This is a genomic window from Citrobacter sp. Cu096, assembly GCF_030332285.1.
Lineage (GTDB): Bacteria > Pseudomonadota > Gammaproteobacteria > Enterobacterales > Enterobacteriaceae > Citrobacter > Citrobacter meridianamericanus.
This window is the reverse complement of record NZ_JAOWID010000022.1, coordinates 290,673-308,965: the sequence shown is the minus strand read 5'-3', so window position 1 is coordinate 308,965 and position 18,293 is coordinate 290,673. Positions and strand designations below refer to the sequence as shown.

15 protein-coding genes are annotated in these 18,293 nt (G+C 53.7%); 10 read left to right on the top strand and 5 right to left on the bottom strand.

Annotated elements, in window-relative coordinates; all coding sequences use genetic code 11:
- Window positions 1-119 precede the first annotated feature (119 nt).
- The 4 genes from aroL to ppnP all read left to right on the top strand — a co-directional run bounded on the left by aroL (window position 120) and on the right by ppnP (window position 2,163).
- Entirely contained in the window at window positions 120-665 is a 546-nt protein-coding gene (gene aroL, locus OGX99_RS08170; RefSeq protein WP_151218593.1) for a shikimate kinase AroL, read from the top strand.
- A 26-nt stretch (window positions 666-691) separates the two neighbouring features.
- On the top strand, window positions 692-883 hold the full coding sequence (gene yaiA, locus OGX99_RS08165; RefSeq protein ID WP_151218594.1) for a protein YaiA: 192 nt from the start codon (window positions 692-694) through the stop codon (window positions 881-883).
- Between the two features lie 246 nt (window positions 884-1,129).
- Window positions 1,130-1,807, top strand: coding sequence for an AroM family protein (locus OGX99_RS08160; protein WP_151218595.1), 678 nt, complete (start codon window positions 1,130-1,132; stop codon window positions 1,805-1,807).
- Between the two features lie 71 nt (window positions 1,808-1,878).
- Window positions 1,879-2,163, top strand: a complete 285-nt coding sequence (gene ppnP, locus OGX99_RS08155) for a pyrimidine/purine nucleoside phosphorylase (protein WP_151218596.1) — start codon at window positions 1,879-1,881, stop codon at window positions 2,161-2,163.
- 50 nt (window positions 2,164-2,213) lie between these two features.
- On the opposite strand, the gene rdgC is transcribed toward ppnP, so the two are convergent.
- Window positions 2,214-3,125, bottom strand: coding sequence for a recombination-associated protein RdgC (gene rdgC / locus OGX99_RS08150; protein WP_003021479.1), 912 nt, complete (start codon window positions 3,123-3,125; stop codon window positions 2,214-2,216).
- A gap of 91 nt (window positions 3,126-3,216) precedes the next feature.
- On the opposite strand from rdgC, the gene mak reads away from it, so the two are divergent.
- Window positions 3,217-4,125: a fructokinase gene (gene mak / locus OGX99_RS08145; protein ID WP_151224844.1), complete on the top strand. Its 909-nt coding sequence runs from the start codon at window positions 3,217-3,219 to the stop codon at window positions 4,123-4,125.
- 7 nt (window positions 4,126-4,132) lie between these two features.
- Here the strand turns inward: mak and araJ are convergent, their stop codons facing one another.
- From araJ to sbcD, 3 genes are all read right to left on the bottom strand, one after another.
- Window positions 4,133-5,305: an MFS transporter AraJ gene (araJ, locus tag OGX99_RS08140; RefSeq protein WP_252838136.1), complete on the bottom strand. Its 1,173-nt coding sequence runs from the start codon at window positions 5,303-5,305 to the stop codon at window positions 4,133-4,135.
- Window positions 5,306-5,497: 192 nt separating this feature from the next.
- A complete protein-coding gene (gene sbcC, locus OGX99_RS08135) occupies window positions 5,498-8,641 on the bottom strand; it encodes an exonuclease subunit SbcC (RefSeq protein ID WP_286543154.1) in 3,144 nt (1,047 codons plus the stop codon).
- Complete coding sequence (sbcD, locus tag OGX99_RS08130; protein WP_151218599.1) at window positions 8,638-9,840, bottom strand: exonuclease subunit SbcD; 1,203 nt, start codon at window positions 9,838-9,840, stop codon at window positions 8,638-8,640. Before sbcD ends, sbcC begins: the two co-directional genes overlap by 4 nt.
- A 194-nt stretch (window positions 9,841-10,034) precedes the next feature.
- Between sbcD and phoB the strand changes: the two genes are divergently transcribed.
- The 5 genes from phoB (at window position 10,035) to malZ (ending at window position 17,206) form a co-directional block, all read left to right on the top strand.
- Window positions 10,035-10,724, top strand: a complete 690-nt coding sequence (phoB, locus tag OGX99_RS08125) for a phosphate response regulator transcription factor PhoB (protein WP_151218600.1) — start codon at window positions 10,035-10,037, stop codon at window positions 10,722-10,724.
- A gap of 50 nt (window positions 10,725-10,774) precedes the next feature.
- A complete protein-coding gene (gene phoR / locus OGX99_RS08120) occupies window positions 10,775-12,070 on the top strand; it encodes a phosphate regulon sensor histidine kinase PhoR (protein ID WP_187252930.1) in 1,296 nt (431 codons plus the stop codon).
- 405 nt (window positions 12,071-12,475) lie between these two features.
- Window positions 12,476-13,795, top strand: coding sequence for a branched-chain amino acid transporter carrier protein BrnQ (gene brnQ, locus OGX99_RS08115; RefSeq protein ID WP_016152017.1), 1,320 nt, complete (start codon window positions 12,476-12,478; stop codon window positions 13,793-13,795).
- 81 nt (window positions 13,796-13,876) lie between these two features.
- Complete coding sequence (proY, locus tag OGX99_RS08110) at window positions 13,877-15,250, top strand: proline-specific permease ProY (RefSeq protein ID WP_151218601.1); 1,374 nt, start codon at window positions 13,877-13,879, stop codon at window positions 15,248-15,250.
- A gap of 138 nt (window positions 15,251-15,388) precedes the next feature.
- Window positions 15,389-17,206 carry a maltodextrin glucosidase gene (malZ, locus tag OGX99_RS08105; RefSeq protein WP_286543149.1) on the top strand — a complete coding sequence of 606 codons (1,818 nt, stop codon included), beginning with the start codon at window positions 15,389-15,391 and terminating at the stop codon, window positions 17,204-17,206.
- Here malZ and OGX99_RS08100 read toward each other — a convergent pair.
- Window positions 17,200-18,102, bottom strand: a complete 903-nt coding sequence (locus OGX99_RS08100) for a LysR family transcriptional regulator (protein WP_151218603.1) — start codon at window positions 18,100-18,102, stop codon at window positions 17,200-17,202. The genes malZ and OGX99_RS08100 overlap by 7 nt on opposite strands.
- Between the last annotated feature and the right edge of the window lie 191 nt (window positions 18,103-18,293).

Below are 18,293 nucleotides of genomic sequence, written 5' to 3'. Positions count from 1 at the left end.
TCGCCACTCTATCTGTAATTTAATCTTTACGAATTGGTGATGTGCTAGTTTGATGATATGATTAGATCTTTAACCGCATCAGATCCCGCTCGTTTGCGGTTCTCTGGGGAATTTCTGTGATGACGCAACCTCTATTTCTTGTTGGCCCCCGGGGGTGTGGTAAGACAACTACCGGTATGGCGCTGGCGAAGGCTATCGATTTCCAGTTTGTCGATACCGATCGCTGGTTGCAATCGCACGTGCAGATGACCGTGGCGGAGATCGTTGAAAGAGAAGGATGGGAAGGGTTTCGTGCCCAGGAGACGACCGCGCTGCAGGCCGTCACAGCCCCGGCAACGGTTATTGCGACCGGCGGCGGCATTATTCTTACCGAATTTAATCGTCACTACATGCGCAGCCACGGCGTGGTTATCTATTTAAGCGCATCGGTATCGGTACTGGTCGATCGTCTGGAGGCCACGCCTGAAGAGGGCTTGCGTCCAACCTTAACCGGTAAACCTCTGACTGAGGAAGTGCAGGAGGTTCTCGCCCAGCGCGATGTTCTGTATCGTGAGGTCGCGCACTATATCGTTGATGCCACCAATGAACCTGCGCAGGTGGTGGAAGACATTCTTGGGATACTGGCGCAGGCAGCACCACGGTTACAGGGCGGTGTCTATACTTAGTGTTCATCCAGTGAAAAGGAAGAACTATGCCGACAAAACCACCTTACCCACGTCAAGCGACCATTGTTACGGTTGAAAAAGGGACGCCAGGCCAGACGGTAACCTGGTATCAACTTCGAGCCGATCACCCTAAACCGAATTCGTTGATCAGTGAGCACCCTTCTGCGCAGGAAGCCATGGATGCCAAAAAGCGCTACGAAGACCCCAATAAAACCTGATATAAGCACCGCCCGGGCACGTGTCTTAAAAGTGCCAGTACGGGCGTGCATCACATTTTTTTAAATTTCGCCGTGTACAGTCAAAATTGAAAATTAAACAATAACAATCCAGTACTGGAATGATTTGGAATCTTTACACAATACACCGCCGATCTACTGCTACGCTTTTGAGCATTTATAGTGCAGGTCAGCGCCCGGCAATTGTCCGGGATTTCACAGCAAAGTAAGAAGACGGTGGAGCAACAAATGAGTACGTCGTTGGCTATCCTCACGATTGGCGTGGTGCCAATGTGTGAGGTGTTACCGCTCCTGACGGAATATATCGATGAACAGCACATTACTCACCACAGCCTGCTGGGGCAGATGCGGCGAGAAGATGTGATGGCTGAATACGGGGTTTCGCCCGGTGACGAGCTATTATTAACGTTGCTCAGTGACCATCAACTTGCACATGTCTCACGTCAGAAGGTGGAGCGCTCCCTGCAAAGCATTGTAGAGGTGCTGGATAACCAGGGCTTTGACGTTATCCTGCTGATGAGTACCGCCTCAATCGCTCGTCTGACCGCACGCAATAGCATTTTGCTGGAGCCGTTACGGATTATCCCGCCACTGGTGGCCTCGATTGTCGATGGGCATCAGGTCGGGGTGATTGTCCCCGTCACCGAATTACTCAAAGCCCAGACGCAAAAATGGCAGGTGCTACAAACGCCGCCAGTGTATGCCGTGGCAAATCCGATCGACGGTAGCGAAGAACAATTGATTGATGCGGGGAAAGAACTGCTGGAGCAAGGTGCGGATGTGATCATGCTGGATTGCCTTGGGTTTAATCAACGCCACCGTGATCTACTGCAAAAATCGCTGGATGTCCCGGTACTTCTGTCCAATGTGCTAATTGCCCGACTGGCTTCGGAATTGTTGACGTAATTTTGCGTGACAGGTGGAACGTCAGCCCCCTATATTGGTTGTTAACTTAATCACGAGACAGGGCCAGTTGTATGCTTCAAAGTAATGAATACTTTTCCGGCAAAGTAAAATCGATCGGTTTTACCAGCAGCAGTACTGGCCGCGCCAGTGTTGGCGTAATGGCTGAAGGTGAATATACCTTTGGTACTGCGGCGCCTGAAGAGATGACGGTCGTCAGTGGCGCACTGAACGTGTTGCTGCCAGGGGAAACAGAGTGGAAGGTGTATGCCACAGGGGACGTGTTTAACGTACCGGGCAACAGCGAGTTTCATCTGCAGGTGGCAGAGCCAACGTCCTATCTTTGCCGCTATCTGTAAGCGTAAAAATAACGAATGGCGACACTGAGCCGCCATTCGGTAAATACGGCTTAGCGCTGTGCTTCGCCGCCTAATCCTTCCACCAGACTTTTAATCAGAGCAGCCAGTTCACCCGTCATCAGGATGAAATCAGCATCAAAACGCTGAGCATAATCTTCGCGGTCGATATCTTCGTTCTGATCGCGCAGCTCGTCGCTAAACTTCAGACGCTTAATGGAGCCGTCATCACACATAACGAACTGAATGCGCTGCTGCCAGTCGAGGGCCAGTTTGGTGACCAGTTTGCCTGCTTCGATATGCACGGCGATTTCGTCGCAGACCAGATCCTGTTTTTTCGCGCGGATCACGCCGCCGTCTTCAAGGATCGCTTTCAGTTCGGCTTCGTCCAGCAACTGGAATCCTTGTGCCGTTGTGCCGGAGCGAACCCATTCAGTCAGCGTCAGCTCAATAGGGTTTTCCATCGTCAGCGGAACGACCGGCAGCGAACCGAGGCTCTTACGCAGTAGCGCCAGCGTATCTTCCGCTTTCTTCGCGCTCGCACAGTCGACCATGATCAGATCGTTGACGGTGTCGATCCACATCATTGTCTGGCTGAAGCGGCTAAAGGCGCGCGGCAGCAATGAGTGCAGAACTTCATCTTTCAGCGAGTCTTTTTCAGTCTTCTTGAGTTTGCGACCTTGCTCAGCTTCCAGTTTGAATATTTTGGCTTCCAGCGCCTGTTTGATAACCGGCGACGGCAGAATTTTTTCTTCTTTGCGGGCGCAGATAATAATTTGGCCATTGGCGGTATGCGTTAATGCATCACTGTGCGATCCCATCGGCGGAACCCAGCCCATTTTTGCCATATCCTGGCTACCGCAAGGGGTGAACGTCATTGATGCCAGCTGTTTTTCCATCTCTTCGGCACGCAAAGAAACATCGCGGCTAAGACGGTAAACCATTAAATTTTTGAACCACAGCATGATAATTTCCACGGCCTTGTCGTTAAATCCAGCGGGCATGATAGCGAATTGTCGCTATGCTTGCATTGTTAATCGGGAAGAGGAGCAAACAGTGCGTATAGGTATCGATTTGGGCGGTACAAAAACGGAAGTTATCGCGCTTGGCGATGCGGGCGAACAGCTTTTTCGCCATCGCCTGCCTACGCCGCGTGATGATTATCGGCAAACGATAGAAACCATCGCCGCGCTGGTGGAGATGGCGGAAAAAGCCACCGGGCAGACGGGAAGCGTAGGGATGGGCATTCCCGGTTCAATATCGCCCTACACCAGAGTAGTGAAGAATGCCAACTCGACCTGGCTTAACGGGCAGCCTTTTGACAAAGACTTAAGTGCGCGTCTTAACCGCGAAGTGCGGCTGGCAAATGATGCCAACTGCCTGGCGGTTTCTGAAGCGGTGGATGGCGCAGCGGCAGGGGCGCAAACCGTGTTTGCGGTGATTATTGGCACCGGATGTGGTGCAGGCGTGGCGCTGAACGGCCGGGCGCACACGGGCGGCAACGGTACTGCGGGCGAGTGGGGACATAACCCACTGCCGTGGATGGACGAAGATGAGCTGCGTTATCGGCAGGAAGTACCTTGTTATTGCGGCAAGCAAGGCTGCATTGAAACCTTCATCTCCGGGACCGGTTTTGCCACCGATTACCAGCGTCTGAGCGGTAATCCGCTCAAGGGCAGTGAAATTATCAACCTTGTTAATGTGCGGGATGCGCTGGCAGAGCAGGCGCTGAGTCGTTATGAGCTTCGCCTGGCGAAATCATTGGCGCATGTAGTGAATATTCTTGATCCAGACGTCATTGTGCTGGGCGGCGGAATGAGTAATGTCGACAGGTTGTATCAAACCGTTCCGACGTTGATGAAGCAATTTGTTTTTGGCGGCGAGTGTGAAACGCCTGTACGCAAGGCGTTGCACGGTGACTCCAGCGGTGTACGCGGCGCAGCCTGGCTGTGGCCGCATATATAAACGGTTTCTATGTCGCGGGTGCAACTTGTTGTTGCACGCCGCGCTTCAGGCGACCATAGAGCAGCAGCGACGACATCGCAGAAAACGACAGCAGTGCCGCCGGCAGCGTCACGTAGTTGTAGGCAAATCCCAGCGTCAGCATCATGCCCCCGCAGTACGCGCCAATCGCGCTGCCGAGATTAAAGGCAATTTGCCCCCCAGCAGCACCCATTAGCTCGCCCCCTTTAGCATTTTGCAGCAGCAAAATTTGCAGTGGTGCCGACAGGGCAAACAGACCCGCGCAGCAAATGAAAGCGAAGGTCAGCGACGCGGCTTTGATCCCACCAAAAGCAAAGAGCAACAGCAAAGCCAGCACAATGACGAAGTCGGTTATTACCGCAATTCGCAGCGGCGTATAGCGGCCAGACAACCTACCGCTTAGCAGATTTCCCAACACCATTCCCAATCCCACCAGCATCATGATGAAAGTCATTAGCGCCTCGGAGAAGCCGGAGATGTACATCATGTACGGTTTGACGTAGCTGAACCAGGCGAAAACCCCGGCGTTACCAAACATGGTGGCGGAAAAGATGAGCCACGGGGCGGGGTTTTTTAAGAAGTGAAATTGCTCGCGCAGTTTCCCTTTTGCTTCATCGCTGATGTTGGGTACCCAAAACGCGACCGAGACTATCACCGCGATATTAAAAACGGCGATCAGCAGAAACGTGTAGCGCCAGCTAAATTCCTGACTCAACCAGGTGCCAACGGGAATGCCAATCAGATTAGCAACGGTCATTCCCGAAATCATGCCCGCGACGGCGGCGGTGACTTTTCCCGGACGAGCCAGCTTCGACAGGATAATAGCGCCAACGCCAAAAAATGCGCCATGTGGGAAGCCGGAAACCAGCCTGCCCACCGCCAGCATAAAATACGAGGAAGAGAGGGTGAAGATGGCGTTGCCAATTACGCACAGTGTGACCAGAAACAGCAAAATATGCTTGAGCGAAAAGCGATTGGAAAAGAGCGCAATAATGGGCGCGCCCAGCACCACGCCAAAGGCGTAAAACGAAATCATATGGCCAGCGGCAGGAATGGAAATTCCCACGTCCCGCGCCAGCTCAGTGAGGACACCCATGATACCAAACTCGGCCATGCCCAGCCCAAATGTTCCCAACGCTAAAGAGAAAATGACTTTTTTCATACCACCTGCCAACAAGAAAGACGCAGGATTTGCGCCATAGCGGCGAACGTTCGCTGCCAATCGGGATAGCTTGCGGATAAGCGAAGTGGAATGCCATTTCATATCCGTCCCTGAGTATGCAATATTGTGCTACATAGCGTGCTGGATAGCGCTGGCGCTTATCCAGCCTGTGAAATCATATCCGCGGGTCGATTACTCCACCGCAAACATCTTGTCGAGCTTGCTGTAGCCCAGTCCGTTGATTTTTTTAACTTTGATTTGCACCGGTATACGTTCTTTCATCGCTTCAACGTGGCTGATGACGCCAATAGTCTTGCCGGTGGCGTTGAGTGCATCCAGCGCGTCAAGAGCGGTATCCAGCGTTTCGCTATCCAGCGTGCCGAAACCTTCGTCGAGGAACAGGGAGTCAATTCGCGTTTTGTGGCTGACCAGATCGGACAACGCCAGCGCCAGCGCCAGACTGACGAGGAAGCTCTCACCGCCTGAAAGCGTACGCGTGTCACGTACCGCATCGGCCTGCCAGGTATCTACCACTTCCAGCTCCAGCGCTTCGCTGGCCTTGCGCTGCAACAGATAGCGGCCGTGAAGACGGGTTAGCTGGTTGTTGGCAAGCCAGACCAGATTATCCAGCGTTAGCCCCTGGGCGAACTTGCGGAATTTATCCCCCTCTTTTGAGCCGATCAGGGCATTCAGATAGCCCCAGTCTTCGACCTGTTGTGCGACCCTTTCAATCTCCAGCATCAGCGTCTGCTGCTGTTGGCGGTTGTCTGCATCCTGTTTGAGCTGCTGGCGAATTTCACCCTGACGCGTGGTGTTATCCCGTAACTGCTGGGTGAGCTGAGCCAGCGCGTCGCGCAGATGCTGCGCCGTCAGCGTGAGATCCACTTCTGTTGGTTGCTGCTGTTGATGAGCCGCCAGCGCTTGCTGGGCCTGATTAAGCAGCGTTTGCGCCTGCTGTCGCTGGCCTTCCAGTGATTGCTTTAACTGCTCCAGGCGGTTAAAGGTCTCTTCGTCCAGCAGGGCGGCAATAAAGGCGTCGCGATCGGCAAAGATGCTGGCCTGCAATGCGGCATCAAACTGTGCCTGGATTTCCGCAGCGCGCTGAACGTCCTGCGCCTCCTGCTGTTGCAACGTTTGCCACTGTCCCTGTAAAGAGAGGCAATCGTCGTGCACCTGCCGCCAGTTTTCCAGCGACAGATCCTCAGTGCTTTCAGATAGCGCCTCGGTTTCTGGCAGTGTTTCCAGCAGCGGAGCAAGCTGGGCTATTTGGGTCTGTAAAGCGGCCAGTTCGTTCTGGCGCTGTTGCCAAATTTGCGCTTCGTTCGCCCGTTCGCTCAGCCATGAGGCGACGTCATCCTCGGCAGGCAGGACAAGACCATGGCGTGCCAGCTCGGTGGTTAGCGTCGCCTGTCGCTGGTCAATATGTTGCTGGAGCTGAGTAATCTGTTCCGTATGCGCGGTGATTTGCGCCTGCAAGGTATGACGCAGGCTCAGCTGGTGAAGCTGCTGCTCGTGTTCTTCCTGAGCGGCAAGCCATGGGACGATATCATCCTGAGGTTGCAGCGTTATGTTGAGGCTGGCGGTGACCGTCTGCCATTCCAAAGTAAGCGCTTGCTCCTCCTGAGAAAGCGTCTGTACTTCGCGTTCATCTCGCTGAAGCTGCTGAGTTATTGCTTCGAGCTGACCGCGTAGCGTTGAACCTTCATCGGCCAGCGCCTTGACCTCTTTTTCCAGTGCTTCACGTCGCGTCTGATTCACGCTCAGTTCGAGCGTGTGATAGCGTTCAATTGCCGGATGAGCGGTCGAGCCGCAAAGCGGGCAAGGCATGCCGGATTGCAACAATGCCCGTTGGCTTTCCAGATCTTTGATGCGGGCTTCTTGCTCGCAAATGACTCTCACATCAGTAAGTTGCTGATTTTTATCTTTATAGCGCTGACGTTTTTCGGCTAATACCACGTTACGTTGCGTCAGCTCTTGCTGACGCTGCACAAGCGTGGTGCGTAACTGCGCCAGTTGCTTTTGCTTCGGTGCAATTTGCCCGTGCAGATTGCTCAACCGCTGGCGTAATGGGCGAAGCTGCGCATACTGCGCCAGCGCCGTCGCTACCTCTTGCGGCGAAAGAGTCAGCGAGGGTTGCGTCAGCGCATCGAGCTTGCGCGTATCGTTCTCCCGTAGCTGCTGCCACTGGCGCAGTTGGGTTCTGGCGTCGGACTGCTGGGCCAGAAGCACTTTCCATCCTGCCAGTTCGCTACTCCATAAGCGGAAGTTTTCATGTTCCTTCAGCCAGTCGGTTAACGTTTGTTGTCCGGCGAGCATGGCGGCTGACTGCGTTTGCGCCTGCTGACGAATACGACCGCGCAGCGCTAAGCTGCTTTGTAAGCGAGCATTTACTTCCTGAATCTTCTGTCTTGTGCGGTCAATAGTAGCCGTTTGCTCCTGGATTCGCTCCCAGTGCGGACGTAACGCTCTGGCTGGCAGTGCCAGGCTCAGTACCGCCAGCTGCGGCTGCGCATCTTCTTGCGCCTGAAGCACTGCCTGTAATGCCTGCTGGTGACGGTTTAAATCCGCCTGTAGCTCATTTTGCCGAATGAGCCAGTTGAGGTGCTGTTGCTGGGCTTGCTGGCTGGTAAGGTATTGTTTTTCTTCGTCAGTAAGTGCCTGCAAACTTTCCGTCAGGGACTGTACCTGCTCTGGCGCTAACAGCGCCACGCCGCTGGCCTGGGCCTGCAGTTTTTCCAGCTCCGTGCGCGCTGATTTGTGCTTTTCAAATACCATCGCCGAAATCTGTCCGTAGATCTCGGTGCCGGTCAGCTCTTCCAGCAGTTCGGCGCGCTCTTTCGGTTTGGCATTGAGAAATGCGGCAAACTGCCCCTGTGACAGCAGCATCGAGCGGGTAAAACGGCCGTAATCCAGCCCGGTAAGCTCGGCGGTCATCTCCAGTTTGTCTTTGACTTTATCGGCGAGGATTTTTCCGTCGGCGCAGCGGGCCAGCTCTACGCGCGGAACCTGCAGATTGCCCTCTGGCTGATTACGCGCCCGGTTCTGGCTCCAGAATGCGCGGTAGGCTTCGCCTCGCACCTCAAATTCCACCTCGGCCAGACACTCTGCGGTGTCGCGGGTCATCAGGTCGTTTTGCGACTGTGACACGGTATTCAGGCGCGGCGTTTCGTGGTACAGCGCAAGGCAAATTGCGTCCAGCAGGGTGGTTTTTCCCGCGCCCGTGGGCCCGGTGATGGCGAACAGCCCGTTGCTGGCAAAAGGTTCTGCCGTGAAATCGACTTTCCATTCTCCCTTCAGGGAGTTGAGATTTTTCAGGCGCAGGCTGAGTATTTTCATGCTTCAGCCTCCCCCGCAAGCGTCTGTACGGTTGCGCTAAACAGCTGATTAAGCCGCTCGCGCTGCGGTTCTTCGAGTTCTTCCAGCGCCAGGCGGCGGTCAAAAACCTCCGCCACGCTCAGCTCGCTTAATGTTTCACGACGTTCATTGGCCATAATACGTTCGCGCTGTTCCCGACTGCGGCGCACCAGTAACACTTCTACCGGTAAATCTTCGGTCAAGGCCTGGATTTTACGCTGCATATCATGCAGATAGTCATCGGTGGTAATTTCAATATCCAGCCACACCGGCGGCTCTTGCTGTACGTTGCGCCACTGTTCAAGCTGGGCGGTTATGGCGGCTAGATCGCCTTTCAGTACCGCAAGTTGCTGCGTGATCGGTACGGTGATATTTTCAACGGCGCTGAGTTTCCCGGCATCAAAGCTCACCAGATGCACGCATTTGTTTTTGCCGCACTCGTCAAAACTGAGCGCAATCGGCGAGCCGCAGTAGCGAATATGCTCTGTGCCACCAATAACCTGCGCCCGGTGAATATGGCCCAGCGCGATGTAGTCCGCCGGAGGGAAGTTTTGCGCCGGGAAGGCGTCCAGCGTACCGATATAAATCTCACGGACGGCGTCACTTTTACTGGCGCCGACAGTGGTCAAATGCCCGGTCGCAATGATGGGCAGATTCTGGTCACCACGTAGCGTGCAGGCGTCCTGATACTGCTGCTGGTAATAGTCGGTGATGGCTGACAGCAAATGCTGCTGTTTCTCTTGTCCGGTCAGCCCCGCCTGGCTGGTTATGATGTCGCGCGGACGTAAGAAAGGAACCGGGCACAGGATCGCCCCCGGCGTGCCGTCACGTTGCAGCAGAACCTGCGGCGCATGACCGGCGCTGGCAACGACTGTGGTGTTGAGAAACGCCAGAATATCGCGGGACTCATTGAGTGTGGCGACGGAGTCGTGGTTGCCTGCCAGTACCACCAGATGACAGCCGGTTTGCTGCAGATTAACGACAAAACGGTTATACAGCTCACGGGCATAGCTTGGCGGTGAGCCGGTATCAAAAATATCGCCTGCCACAATAATGGCATCCACCTGATGGGATTGTGCCGTTTCCAGCAGCCAGTCGAGAAAGGCCTGATGTTCAGCGGCGCGGCTCTTGCTGTAGAAATTTTGGCCCAGATGCCAGTCAGACGTGTGAAGGATGCGCATAAGAGTTCCATGACGATAAAACAATGGCGGGGATTATAACCCTGCATGGGAGAGAATATCTTGTCTCCGGGCTGTCATAATTCAATGGCCTGCGTTAAACCTGGATGATCTTTTCATAAATCTGTCATAAATCTGACGCATAATGACGCCGTATTGATACTGATGATGACAAGCAACTAATAACAGGGCAAATCATGGCGAGACGTATTCTGGTCGTAGAAGATGAAGCTCCAATTCGTGAAATGGTCTGCTTCGTGCTCGAGCAAAACGGTTTTCAACCCGTAGAAGCCGAAGACTATGACAGTGCTGTGAACCAACTCAATGAACCCTGGCCGGACCTCGTCCTGCTTGACTGGATGCTTCCCGGTGGCTCGGGTCTACAGTTTATTAAACATCTCAAGCGTGAAGCGATGACGCGGGACATCCCGGTGATGATGCTGACGGCGAGGGGAGAAGAGGAAGACCGCGTTCGTGGTCTGGAAACCGGCGCGGATGACTATATTACCAAACCGTTTTCTCCTAAGGAGCTGGTGGCGCGTATTAAAGCTGTTTTGCGTCGTATTTCGCCGATGGCAGTGGAAGAGGTTATTGAGATGCAGGGGCTAAGCCTTGATCCCACCTCGCATCGCGTGATGACTGGTGATGATCCGCTGGATATGGGGCCGACCGAATTCAAGCTGTTGCACTTCTTTATGACTCACCCAGAGCGTGTCTACAGCCGCGAGCAACTCCTCAATCATGTCTGGGGAACCAATGTATACGTGGAAGACCGGACTGTCGATGTGCATATCCGCCGCTTACGTAAGGCGCTGGAGCACAGCGGACACGATCGTATGGTGCAGACGGTTCGCGGAACGGGATATCGTTTTTCGACCCGCTTCTGACTGACAAGAATCAGGGCCTGAAGGATTAGGCCGTTTAGGGAGTAAGGCGTTTGCTAGAACGATTGTCATGGAAAAGGTTGGTACTGGAGCTGATCCTGTGCTGCATACCGGCATTTATCCTTAGTGCTTTTTTTGGTTACCTGCCCTGGTTTTTACTGGCGTCGGTAACGGGCCTGCTTATCTGGCATTTCTGGAATTTATTACGTTTGTCCTGGTGGCTATGGGTCGACAGAAGTATGACGCCCCCGCCGGGGCGCGGCAGTTGGGAACCGCTGCTGCATGGGCTGCATCAAATGCAGTTGCGCAACAAAAAGCGCCGTCGTGAACTGGGTAATCTGATTAAGCGCTTTCGCAGCGGGGCGGAATCGCTACCCGACGCAGTGGTGCTAACCACCGAAGAAGGCGGTATTTTCTGGTGTAACGGACTGGCTCAGCAGGTTCTTGGACTGCGCTGGCCGGACGATAGCGGGCAAAATATTCTTAACCTGCTGCGCTACCCGGAATTCACACAATATTTAAAAACGCGCGATTTTAGCCGGCCCATCAATCTGGTGCTCAATACCGGACGGCATCTGGAAATTCGCGTAATGCCCTATACCGATAAGCAATTGCTGATGGTGGCGCGCGACGTTACCCAGATGCATCAACTGGAAGGTTCACGACGTAACTTTTTCGCCAATGCCAGCCATGAACTGCGTACCCCGCTGACGGTGCTGCAAGGCTATCTGGAAATGATGCAGGAGCATCCGTTAGAAGGGACAACGCGCGAAAAAGCGCTGCATACCATGCGTGAACAAACGTACCGGATGGAAGGGTTAGTGAAGCAACTGCTAACGCTGTCAAAAATTGAGGCTGCGCCAGCGCTGCAATTGAATGAGAAGGTCGATGTGCCCATGATGCTGCGCGTGGTTGAGCACGAAGCGCAAACGCTGAGCCAGCACAAACATACGTTTACTTTTGATGTTGATAACAGCCTGAATGTGCGGGGTAACGAGGAGCAGTTGCGTAGCGCTATCTCGAATCTCGTCTATAACGCGGTGAACCATACGCCTGCGGGAACGCACATTACCGTACGCTGGCAGCATGTGCCTTCGGGGGCGGAATTTTGTGTGGAAGACAACGGTCCAGGCATTGCCGCCGAGCATATTCCACGCCTGACCGAGCGTTTTTATCGCGTAGACAAGGCGCGATCGCGGCAAACGGGCGGGAGCGGACTCGGGCTGGCCATCGTGAAGCATGCCTTGCATCATCACGACAGCCGTTTGAATATCGACAGCGAACCCGGCAAAGGGACGCGATTTAGTTTCGTGATCCCGGAACGTTTAATTGCCAAAAATAACGGTTAAGGCGTATTCGTAAGATAATCTTTCCAAAAGCCAGCGTAAGCTGGCTTTTTCTATATGGTCAATATAAGTATCCTGAATTTTACGACGTTTGGTTGTTTTTTGTTCGAACTATTACCCATACCTTTTTCCATGAAATGGTGTTTTGTGCTAACCCTATTTTTCATATCGCTATATTGTTCTGGTTTTTGGATCCCACCTTGCTTTAAAACGTTATAAGCGTTTAAATTGCGCTCCAGGTGCTGTCATACCGACTGCATTTACGCGGTAAATCGAAAAACTATTCTTCGCCGCGCCAGGTCGGGAGTGTTTCCCGCTGGAATTGAGCAAAAATGCCGCTGTATTGTCCCCCAGGGAAAGGCAAAAATTTACTATTTTCAACACCACATCCACAGGCAGTAAGACTTTATGACCCATCAGTTAAAATCGCGCGATATTATCGCTTTGGGATTTATGACATTTGCACTGTTCGTTGGTGCAGGTAACATTATCTTCCCCCCAATGGTTGGTTTGCAGGCAGGTGAACACGTCTGGACTGCGGCTTTTGGCTTTTTGATTACCGCCGTGGGTCTGCCGGTGCTTACCGTTGTCGCACTGGCGAAAGTCGGTGGCGGTGTGGACCGACTGAGCACGCCTATTGGTAAAGTCGCTGGACTGCTGCTGGCGACCGTTTGCTATCTGGCTGTTGGGCCGTTATTTGCTACCCCGCGTACCGCGACGGTCTCTTTCGAAGTCGGGATTGCACCGCTGACCGGTGACTCCGCACTGCCACTGCTTATCTACAGCGTGGTCTACTTCGCGATTGTGATTCTGGTTTCGCTGTATCCCGGCAAACTGCTGGATACGGTGGGTAATTTCCTGGCTCCGCTGAAAATTCTGGCGCTGGTGGTTCTGTCTGTCGCCGCAATCGTCTGGCCAGCAGGTCCGATCAGCAATGCGATGGAAGCCTATCAAACTGCGGCGTTTTCTAATGGCTTCGTGAACGGGTATCTGACCATGGATACGCTGGGCGCGATGGTCTTTGGTATTGTTATCGTTAACGCCGCTCGCTCGCGTGGCGTTACAGAAGCGCGTCTGCTGACCCGTTACACCGTTTGGGCGGGTTTGATGGCGGGCGTGGGCTTAACGCTGTTGTATCTCGCGCTGTTCCGTCTGGGTTCAGATAGCGCGATTCTGGTCGATCAGTCTGCTAACGGCGCGGCAATTCTGCATGCGTATGTTCAGCATACCTTCGGTGGTGCAGGGAGTTTCCTGCTGGCGGCGCTGATTTTTATCGCCTGTCTGGTCACCGCGGTTGGCCTGACCTGCGCATGCGCAGAGTTCTTTGCCCAGTATGTTCCACTGTCTTATCGTACGCTGGTATTCATCCTCGGCGGCTTCTCGATGGTGGTGTCTAACCTGGGACTGAGCCATCTGATTCAGATCTCTATTCCAGTGCTGACGGCCATCTATCCGCCATGTATCGCACTGGTTGTATTAAGTTTTACCCGCTCCTGGTGGCATAATTCTTCCCGCGTCATTGCACCTGCGATGTTTATCAGCCTGATTTTTGGTATCCTTGATGGCATTAAAGCTTCTGCAATTGGCGACGTGTTACCAGCCTGGACCCAGCGTTTACCGCTGGCGGAGCAGGGGCTGGCGTGGTTGATGCCAACAGTCGTGATGGTGGTCCTGGCCGTTATCTGGGATCGCGCGGCGGGTCGACAAGTGACCTCCAGCGCACACTAATATCACTGACAATAAGTTTTAACCACGGGGCTATTAACATGGCCCCGTGGTTTTTTTATTGTGTTAACAGGTTAGGAATCGATGGAAAGTAATAACAAGCTAAAGCGTGGGCTGAGCACCCGGCACATTCGCTTTATGGCATTAGGTTCAGCAATTGGTACCGGGCTGTTCTACGGCTCGGCCGATGCCATCAAAATGGCGGGGCCAAGCGTGTTGCTGGCCTACATTATCGGCGGCGTAGCGGCGTATATTATTATGCGCGCGCTGGGCGAAATGTCAGTTCATAACCCGGCTGCCAGCTCTTTCTCGCGCTATGCGCAGGAAAACCTCGGACCGCTGGCAGGCTACATCACCGGCTGGACCTACTGTTTTGAAATCCTGATTGTCGCCATTGCCGATGTGACCGCCTTTGGTATTTACATGGGCGTCTGGTTCCCGGCGGTACCGCATTGGATATGGGTACTCAGCGTGGTGCTGATTATCTGCGCCATCAACCTGATGAGCGTGAAGGTGTTTGGCGAGCTGGAGTTCTGGTTCTCGTTCTTTAAAGTTGCCACCATTATCATCATGATTGTCGCCGGGTTCGGCATCATTATTTGGGGGATTGGCAACGGCGGGCAGCCAACCGGGATCCATAATCTGTGGAGTAACGGTGGTTTCTTCAGCAACGGCTGGCTCGGCATGGTGATGTCGCTACAAATGGTGATGTTCGCCTACGGCGGGATTGAGATTATCGGTATTACCGCAGGTGAAGCCAAAGACCCGGAAAAATCTATTCCGCGCGCCATCAATTCTGTACCGATGCGCATCCTCGTGTTTTACGTGGGGACACTGTTCGTCATTATGTCGATTTACCCGTGGAACCAGGTCGGTACCGACGGTAGTCCATTCGTTCTGACATTCCAGCATATGGGGATTACTTTTGCCGCCGGGATCCTCAACTTTGTCGTCCTGACCGCATCGCTGTCGGCGATCAACTCTGACGTCTTCGGTGTGGGTCGTATGCTGCATGGTATGGCGGAGCAGGGCAGCGCCCCGAAAATGTTTGCCAAAACGTCGCGTCGTGGCGTGCCGTGGGTCACGGTGATGGTGATGACCATTGCGCTGTTGTTTGCGGTGTATCTTAACTACATCATGCCGGAAAATGTCTTCCTGGTGATCGCCTCTCTGGCAACTTTCGCAACTGTTTGGGTGTGGATTATGATCCTGCTCTCACAAATTGCTTTCCGTCGTCGTCTGCCGCCGGAAGAGGTCAAAGCGCTGAAATTTAAAGTGCCGGGTGGGGTGGTTACGACCGTTATTGGCCTGATTTTCCTGGTCTTTATCATCGGGCTCATCGGCTACCATCCGGATACTCGCATTTCGCTGTACGTTGGCTTTGCATGGATTGTCCTGCTGCTGGCTGGGTGGGTTTTCAAACGCCGTCGCGAGCGTCAACTGGCTGAAGCGCAGTAATATTTTTGCCGGGTAGCCTGTCGTTACCCGGCAATTTTCTCCTCCCCCAAGCTCCTCCCCCAATAAACGTTAAGATGAGGAGTGATCCTGCACTTCGCTATGGCAAGGTGACGTCATTATCATCAAAGGGGATACGTGATGTTGAACGCCTGGCACCTTCCGGTTGCCCCATTTGTTAAGCAAAACAAAGATCAACTGACGATTACGTTATGGCTGGCGGGGGAAAATCCACCCCAGCGGGTGACGCTACGCGCAGAAAATGATAACGAAGAGATTTCGCTGAGCATGCACAAGCAGCGTAGCCAGCCGCAGTCGGGCGTGACCGCGTGGCGAGCGGCGATCGATCTCTCCAGCGGTCAGCCTCGAAGACGCTATAGTTTTAAATTACTTTGGCGCGACCGTCAGCTGTGGTTTACCCCACAAGGATTCAGCCGTTTTCCGCCTGCGCGTCTGGAACAATTTGCGGTTGATGTGCCGGATAATGGTCCTCAGTGGGTCGCTGACCAGATTTTTTACCAAATTTTCCCGGACCGTTTTGCCCGCAGCCAGTCGCGTGAAGCTGATCAGGATAACGTCTATTATCACCACGCTGCCGGACACGATATTGTGCGGCGCGAATGGGATGAACCGCTTACGGCTCAGGCTGGTGGCTCAACGTTTTATGGCGGTGATTTGGACGGTATCAGCGAAAAGCTGCCGTACCTGAAAACGTTAGGGATCACGGCGCTGTACCTGAATCCGGTGTTTACCGCGCCGAGCGTGCATAAATACGATACCGAAGATTACCGTCATGTTGATCCGCAATTTGGCGGCGACACGGCGCTGCTGCGCCTGCGTCACAACACGCAACAGCAGGGCATGCGCCTGATTCTGGACGGTGTTTTTAACCATAGCGGCGATTCGCACGCCTGGTTTGACCGACATAATCGGGGAACGGACGGGGCGTGCCATAACCCAGAATCTCCCTGGCGCGACTGGTATCATTTCTCAGCCGACGGCGTTGCGCTCGACTGGCTGGGATATGCCAGCTTGCCTAAGCTGGACTTTTCTTCGGAAAGCCTGGTAAATGAAATTTATCGCGGCGAAGACAGTATCGTCCGTCACTGGCTGAAAGCGCCGTGGAGTATGGACGGCTGGCGTCTTGATGTGGTGCACATGCTGGGAGAGGCAGGAGGCGCACGTAACAACCTACAACACGTGGCTGGCATTACGCAGGCGGCGAAAGAAACCCAGCCAGAGGCGTATATAGTGGGCGAGCATTTTGGCGACGCGCGCCAGTGGTTGCAGGCCGACGCGGAAGATGCCGCCATGAACTATCGCGGTTTTACCTTTCCGATCTGGGGATTTCTCGCCAATACCGATATCTCATACGATCCGCAATCTATTGACGCCCAGACCTGTATGGCGTGGATGGATAACTACCGCGCGGGGTTGTCGCATCAACAGCAATTGCGCATGTTCAACCAGCTCGACAGCCACGATACCGCTCGCTTTAAGTCTCTGCTCGGTAAAGACGTCGCACGTTTACCGCTGGCGGTGGTGTGGCTGTTTACCTGGCCGGGCGTACCCTGTGTTTACTACGGCGACGAAGTGGGACTGGACGGAAATAACGATCCGTTTTGTCGCAAACCGTTCCCGTGGCAGCCTGCAAAACAGGACGCTGAGCTGCTGACGTTGTATCAGCGTCTGGCCAAATTACGTCACCAGAGCCAGGCGCTCCGCCACGGTGGATGTCAGGTGATTTACGCCGAGGAGAACGTGGTGGTGTTTGTACGGGTGCTAAACCGCCAGCGCGTATTGGTGGCGATTAACCGTGGTCACGCCTGCGAAGTGGTCCTGCCTGCCTCGCCATTATTGAGCGTCAGTCAATGGCAGCTCAAAGAAGGAACAGGCGTGCTTGTCGACGATATCCTGACGCTGCCGGCAATTTCCGCCTCGGTGTGGTCAGGTCATTGATACAAGCGCGCCACCTCCGGGCTTGCCAGCAGCGCTTCCCGCCACCAGCGCTGCGCCAGCCCATCGCGGTTATTACGCCATGCCATATAGGCCACGTCTTTTTGGCGAAATGAGATGACCGCTTTTTCCACCAGCTCGCCCGTGGCAAGCCACGGGTTGGCAATATGGCGGGGGAGAAATCCGCATCCCATGCCTGCTCGCAATAGCATCACCTTACTGTGGAAATCATCGACGCGGATCTGCGCCTGCTCCTCCATCAGGTTGGTTTGTAACGGATGACAAAAGCGGGCGCTGTCGCTGATAACAATCGCCCGATGCAGACACAGCTGTTCGTTCGTCAGACCGTCAGGTGCTGCAGCCAGCGGATGATCAGGCGCAACGACAAACACATTGTCCAGCGTGCCGAGCATTTTGTAAGACCAGGCCGCTGACGTTGGCGGTTCATTAATCGCCCCCAGAATGATATCTGCTCCATTATGGGTCAGCTCCTCCCATGATCCTGCCAGCGTGTGGTGGGTAAAGCTCAGGCGGGTTTGCATATTAAGCGCGTGAAATTCATCGATAATGGGCAATAGCGCGGTGAAAGGAAAAGAGTCGTCCAACGCAATCGCCAGCTCTTTTTCCCAGCCTGAACTTAGCTGTATCGCTTGCTTTTCGAGATCTTTGGCCGCGCTCAGCAGCAAACGTCCTTTTTCCAGCATCATCTGCCCGGTGTCGGTAAATTTTGCCCGATGCCCAGAGCGGTCAAGCAATTCGATATTCAAATCGCTTTCCAGCTTCTGAATCATATAGCTGAGTGCAGCAGGGGTTTTAAACAGCGATTCGGCCGCCGCAGCAAAGGACCCCTGTTTGTCGAGTGCGTCGAGGATTAGCAATACATCCAGATTGATGCGCATAAGCAAAAAATATCCTGAAAATTAAACCCCTCTGTTTTACCGAATGGAGAAAAACAATGCCAGTGAATAAATTAGATGAGACATGCGCATTTTTTTGACATTGTTTAAGATATATCGCAACACAGAACGAATAGTTTCACTAGACGGTAAGTTTTCTTTAATAACTCGTTAGAAATTTCCCGCTATACTCA

Excerpts from the sequence above, each read along its gene's own strand:
- OGX99_RS08160 (WP_151218595.1), top strand. The coding sequence starts at position 1,130 with ATGAGTACGTCGTTGGCTATCCTCACGATTGGCGTGGTGCCAATGTGT.
- malZ (WP_286543149.1), top strand. The coding sequence starts at position 15,389 with ATGTTGAACGCCTGGCACCTTCCGGTTGCCCCATTTGTTAAGCAAAAC.
- phoB (WP_151218600.1), top strand. The coding sequence starts at position 10,035 with ATGGCGAGACGTATTCTGGTCGTAGAAGATGAAGCTCCAATTCGTGAA.
- ppnP (WP_151218596.1), top strand. The coding sequence starts at position 1,879 with ATGCTTCAAAGTAATGAATACTTTTCCGGCAAAGTAAAATCGATCGGT.
- sbcC (WP_286543154.1), bottom strand. The coding sequence starts at position 8,641 with ATGAAAATACTCAGCCTGCGCCTGAAAAATCTCAACTCCCTGAAGGGA.
- yaiA (WP_151218594.1), top strand. The coding sequence starts at position 692 with ATGCCGACAAAACCACCTTACCCACGTCAAGCGACCATTGTTACGGTT.
- rdgC (WP_003021479.1), bottom strand. The coding sequence starts at position 3,125 with ATGCTGTGGTTCAAAAATTTAATGGTTTACCGTCTTAGCCGCGATGTT.
- araJ (WP_252838136.1), bottom strand. The coding sequence starts at position 5,305 with ATGAAAAAAGTCATTTTCTCTTTAGCGTTGGGAACATTTGGGCTGGGC.
- sbcD (WP_151218599.1), bottom strand. The coding sequence starts at position 9,840 with ATGCGCATCCTTCACACGTCTGACTGGCATCTGGGCCAAAATTTCTAC.
- OGX99_RS08100 (WP_151218603.1), bottom strand. The coding sequence starts at position 18,102 with ATGCGCATCAATCTGGATGTATTGCTAATCCTCGACGCACTCGACAAA.
- proY (WP_151218601.1), top strand. The coding sequence starts at position 13,877 with ATGGAAAGTAATAACAAGCTAAAGCGTGGGCTGAGCACCCGGCACATT.
- brnQ (WP_016152017.1), top strand. The coding sequence starts at position 12,476 with ATGACCCATCAGTTAAAATCGCGCGATATTATCGCTTTGGGATTTATG.
- aroL (WP_151218593.1), top strand. The coding sequence starts at position 120 with ATGACGCAACCTCTATTTCTTGTTGGCCCCCGGGGGTGTGGTAAGACA.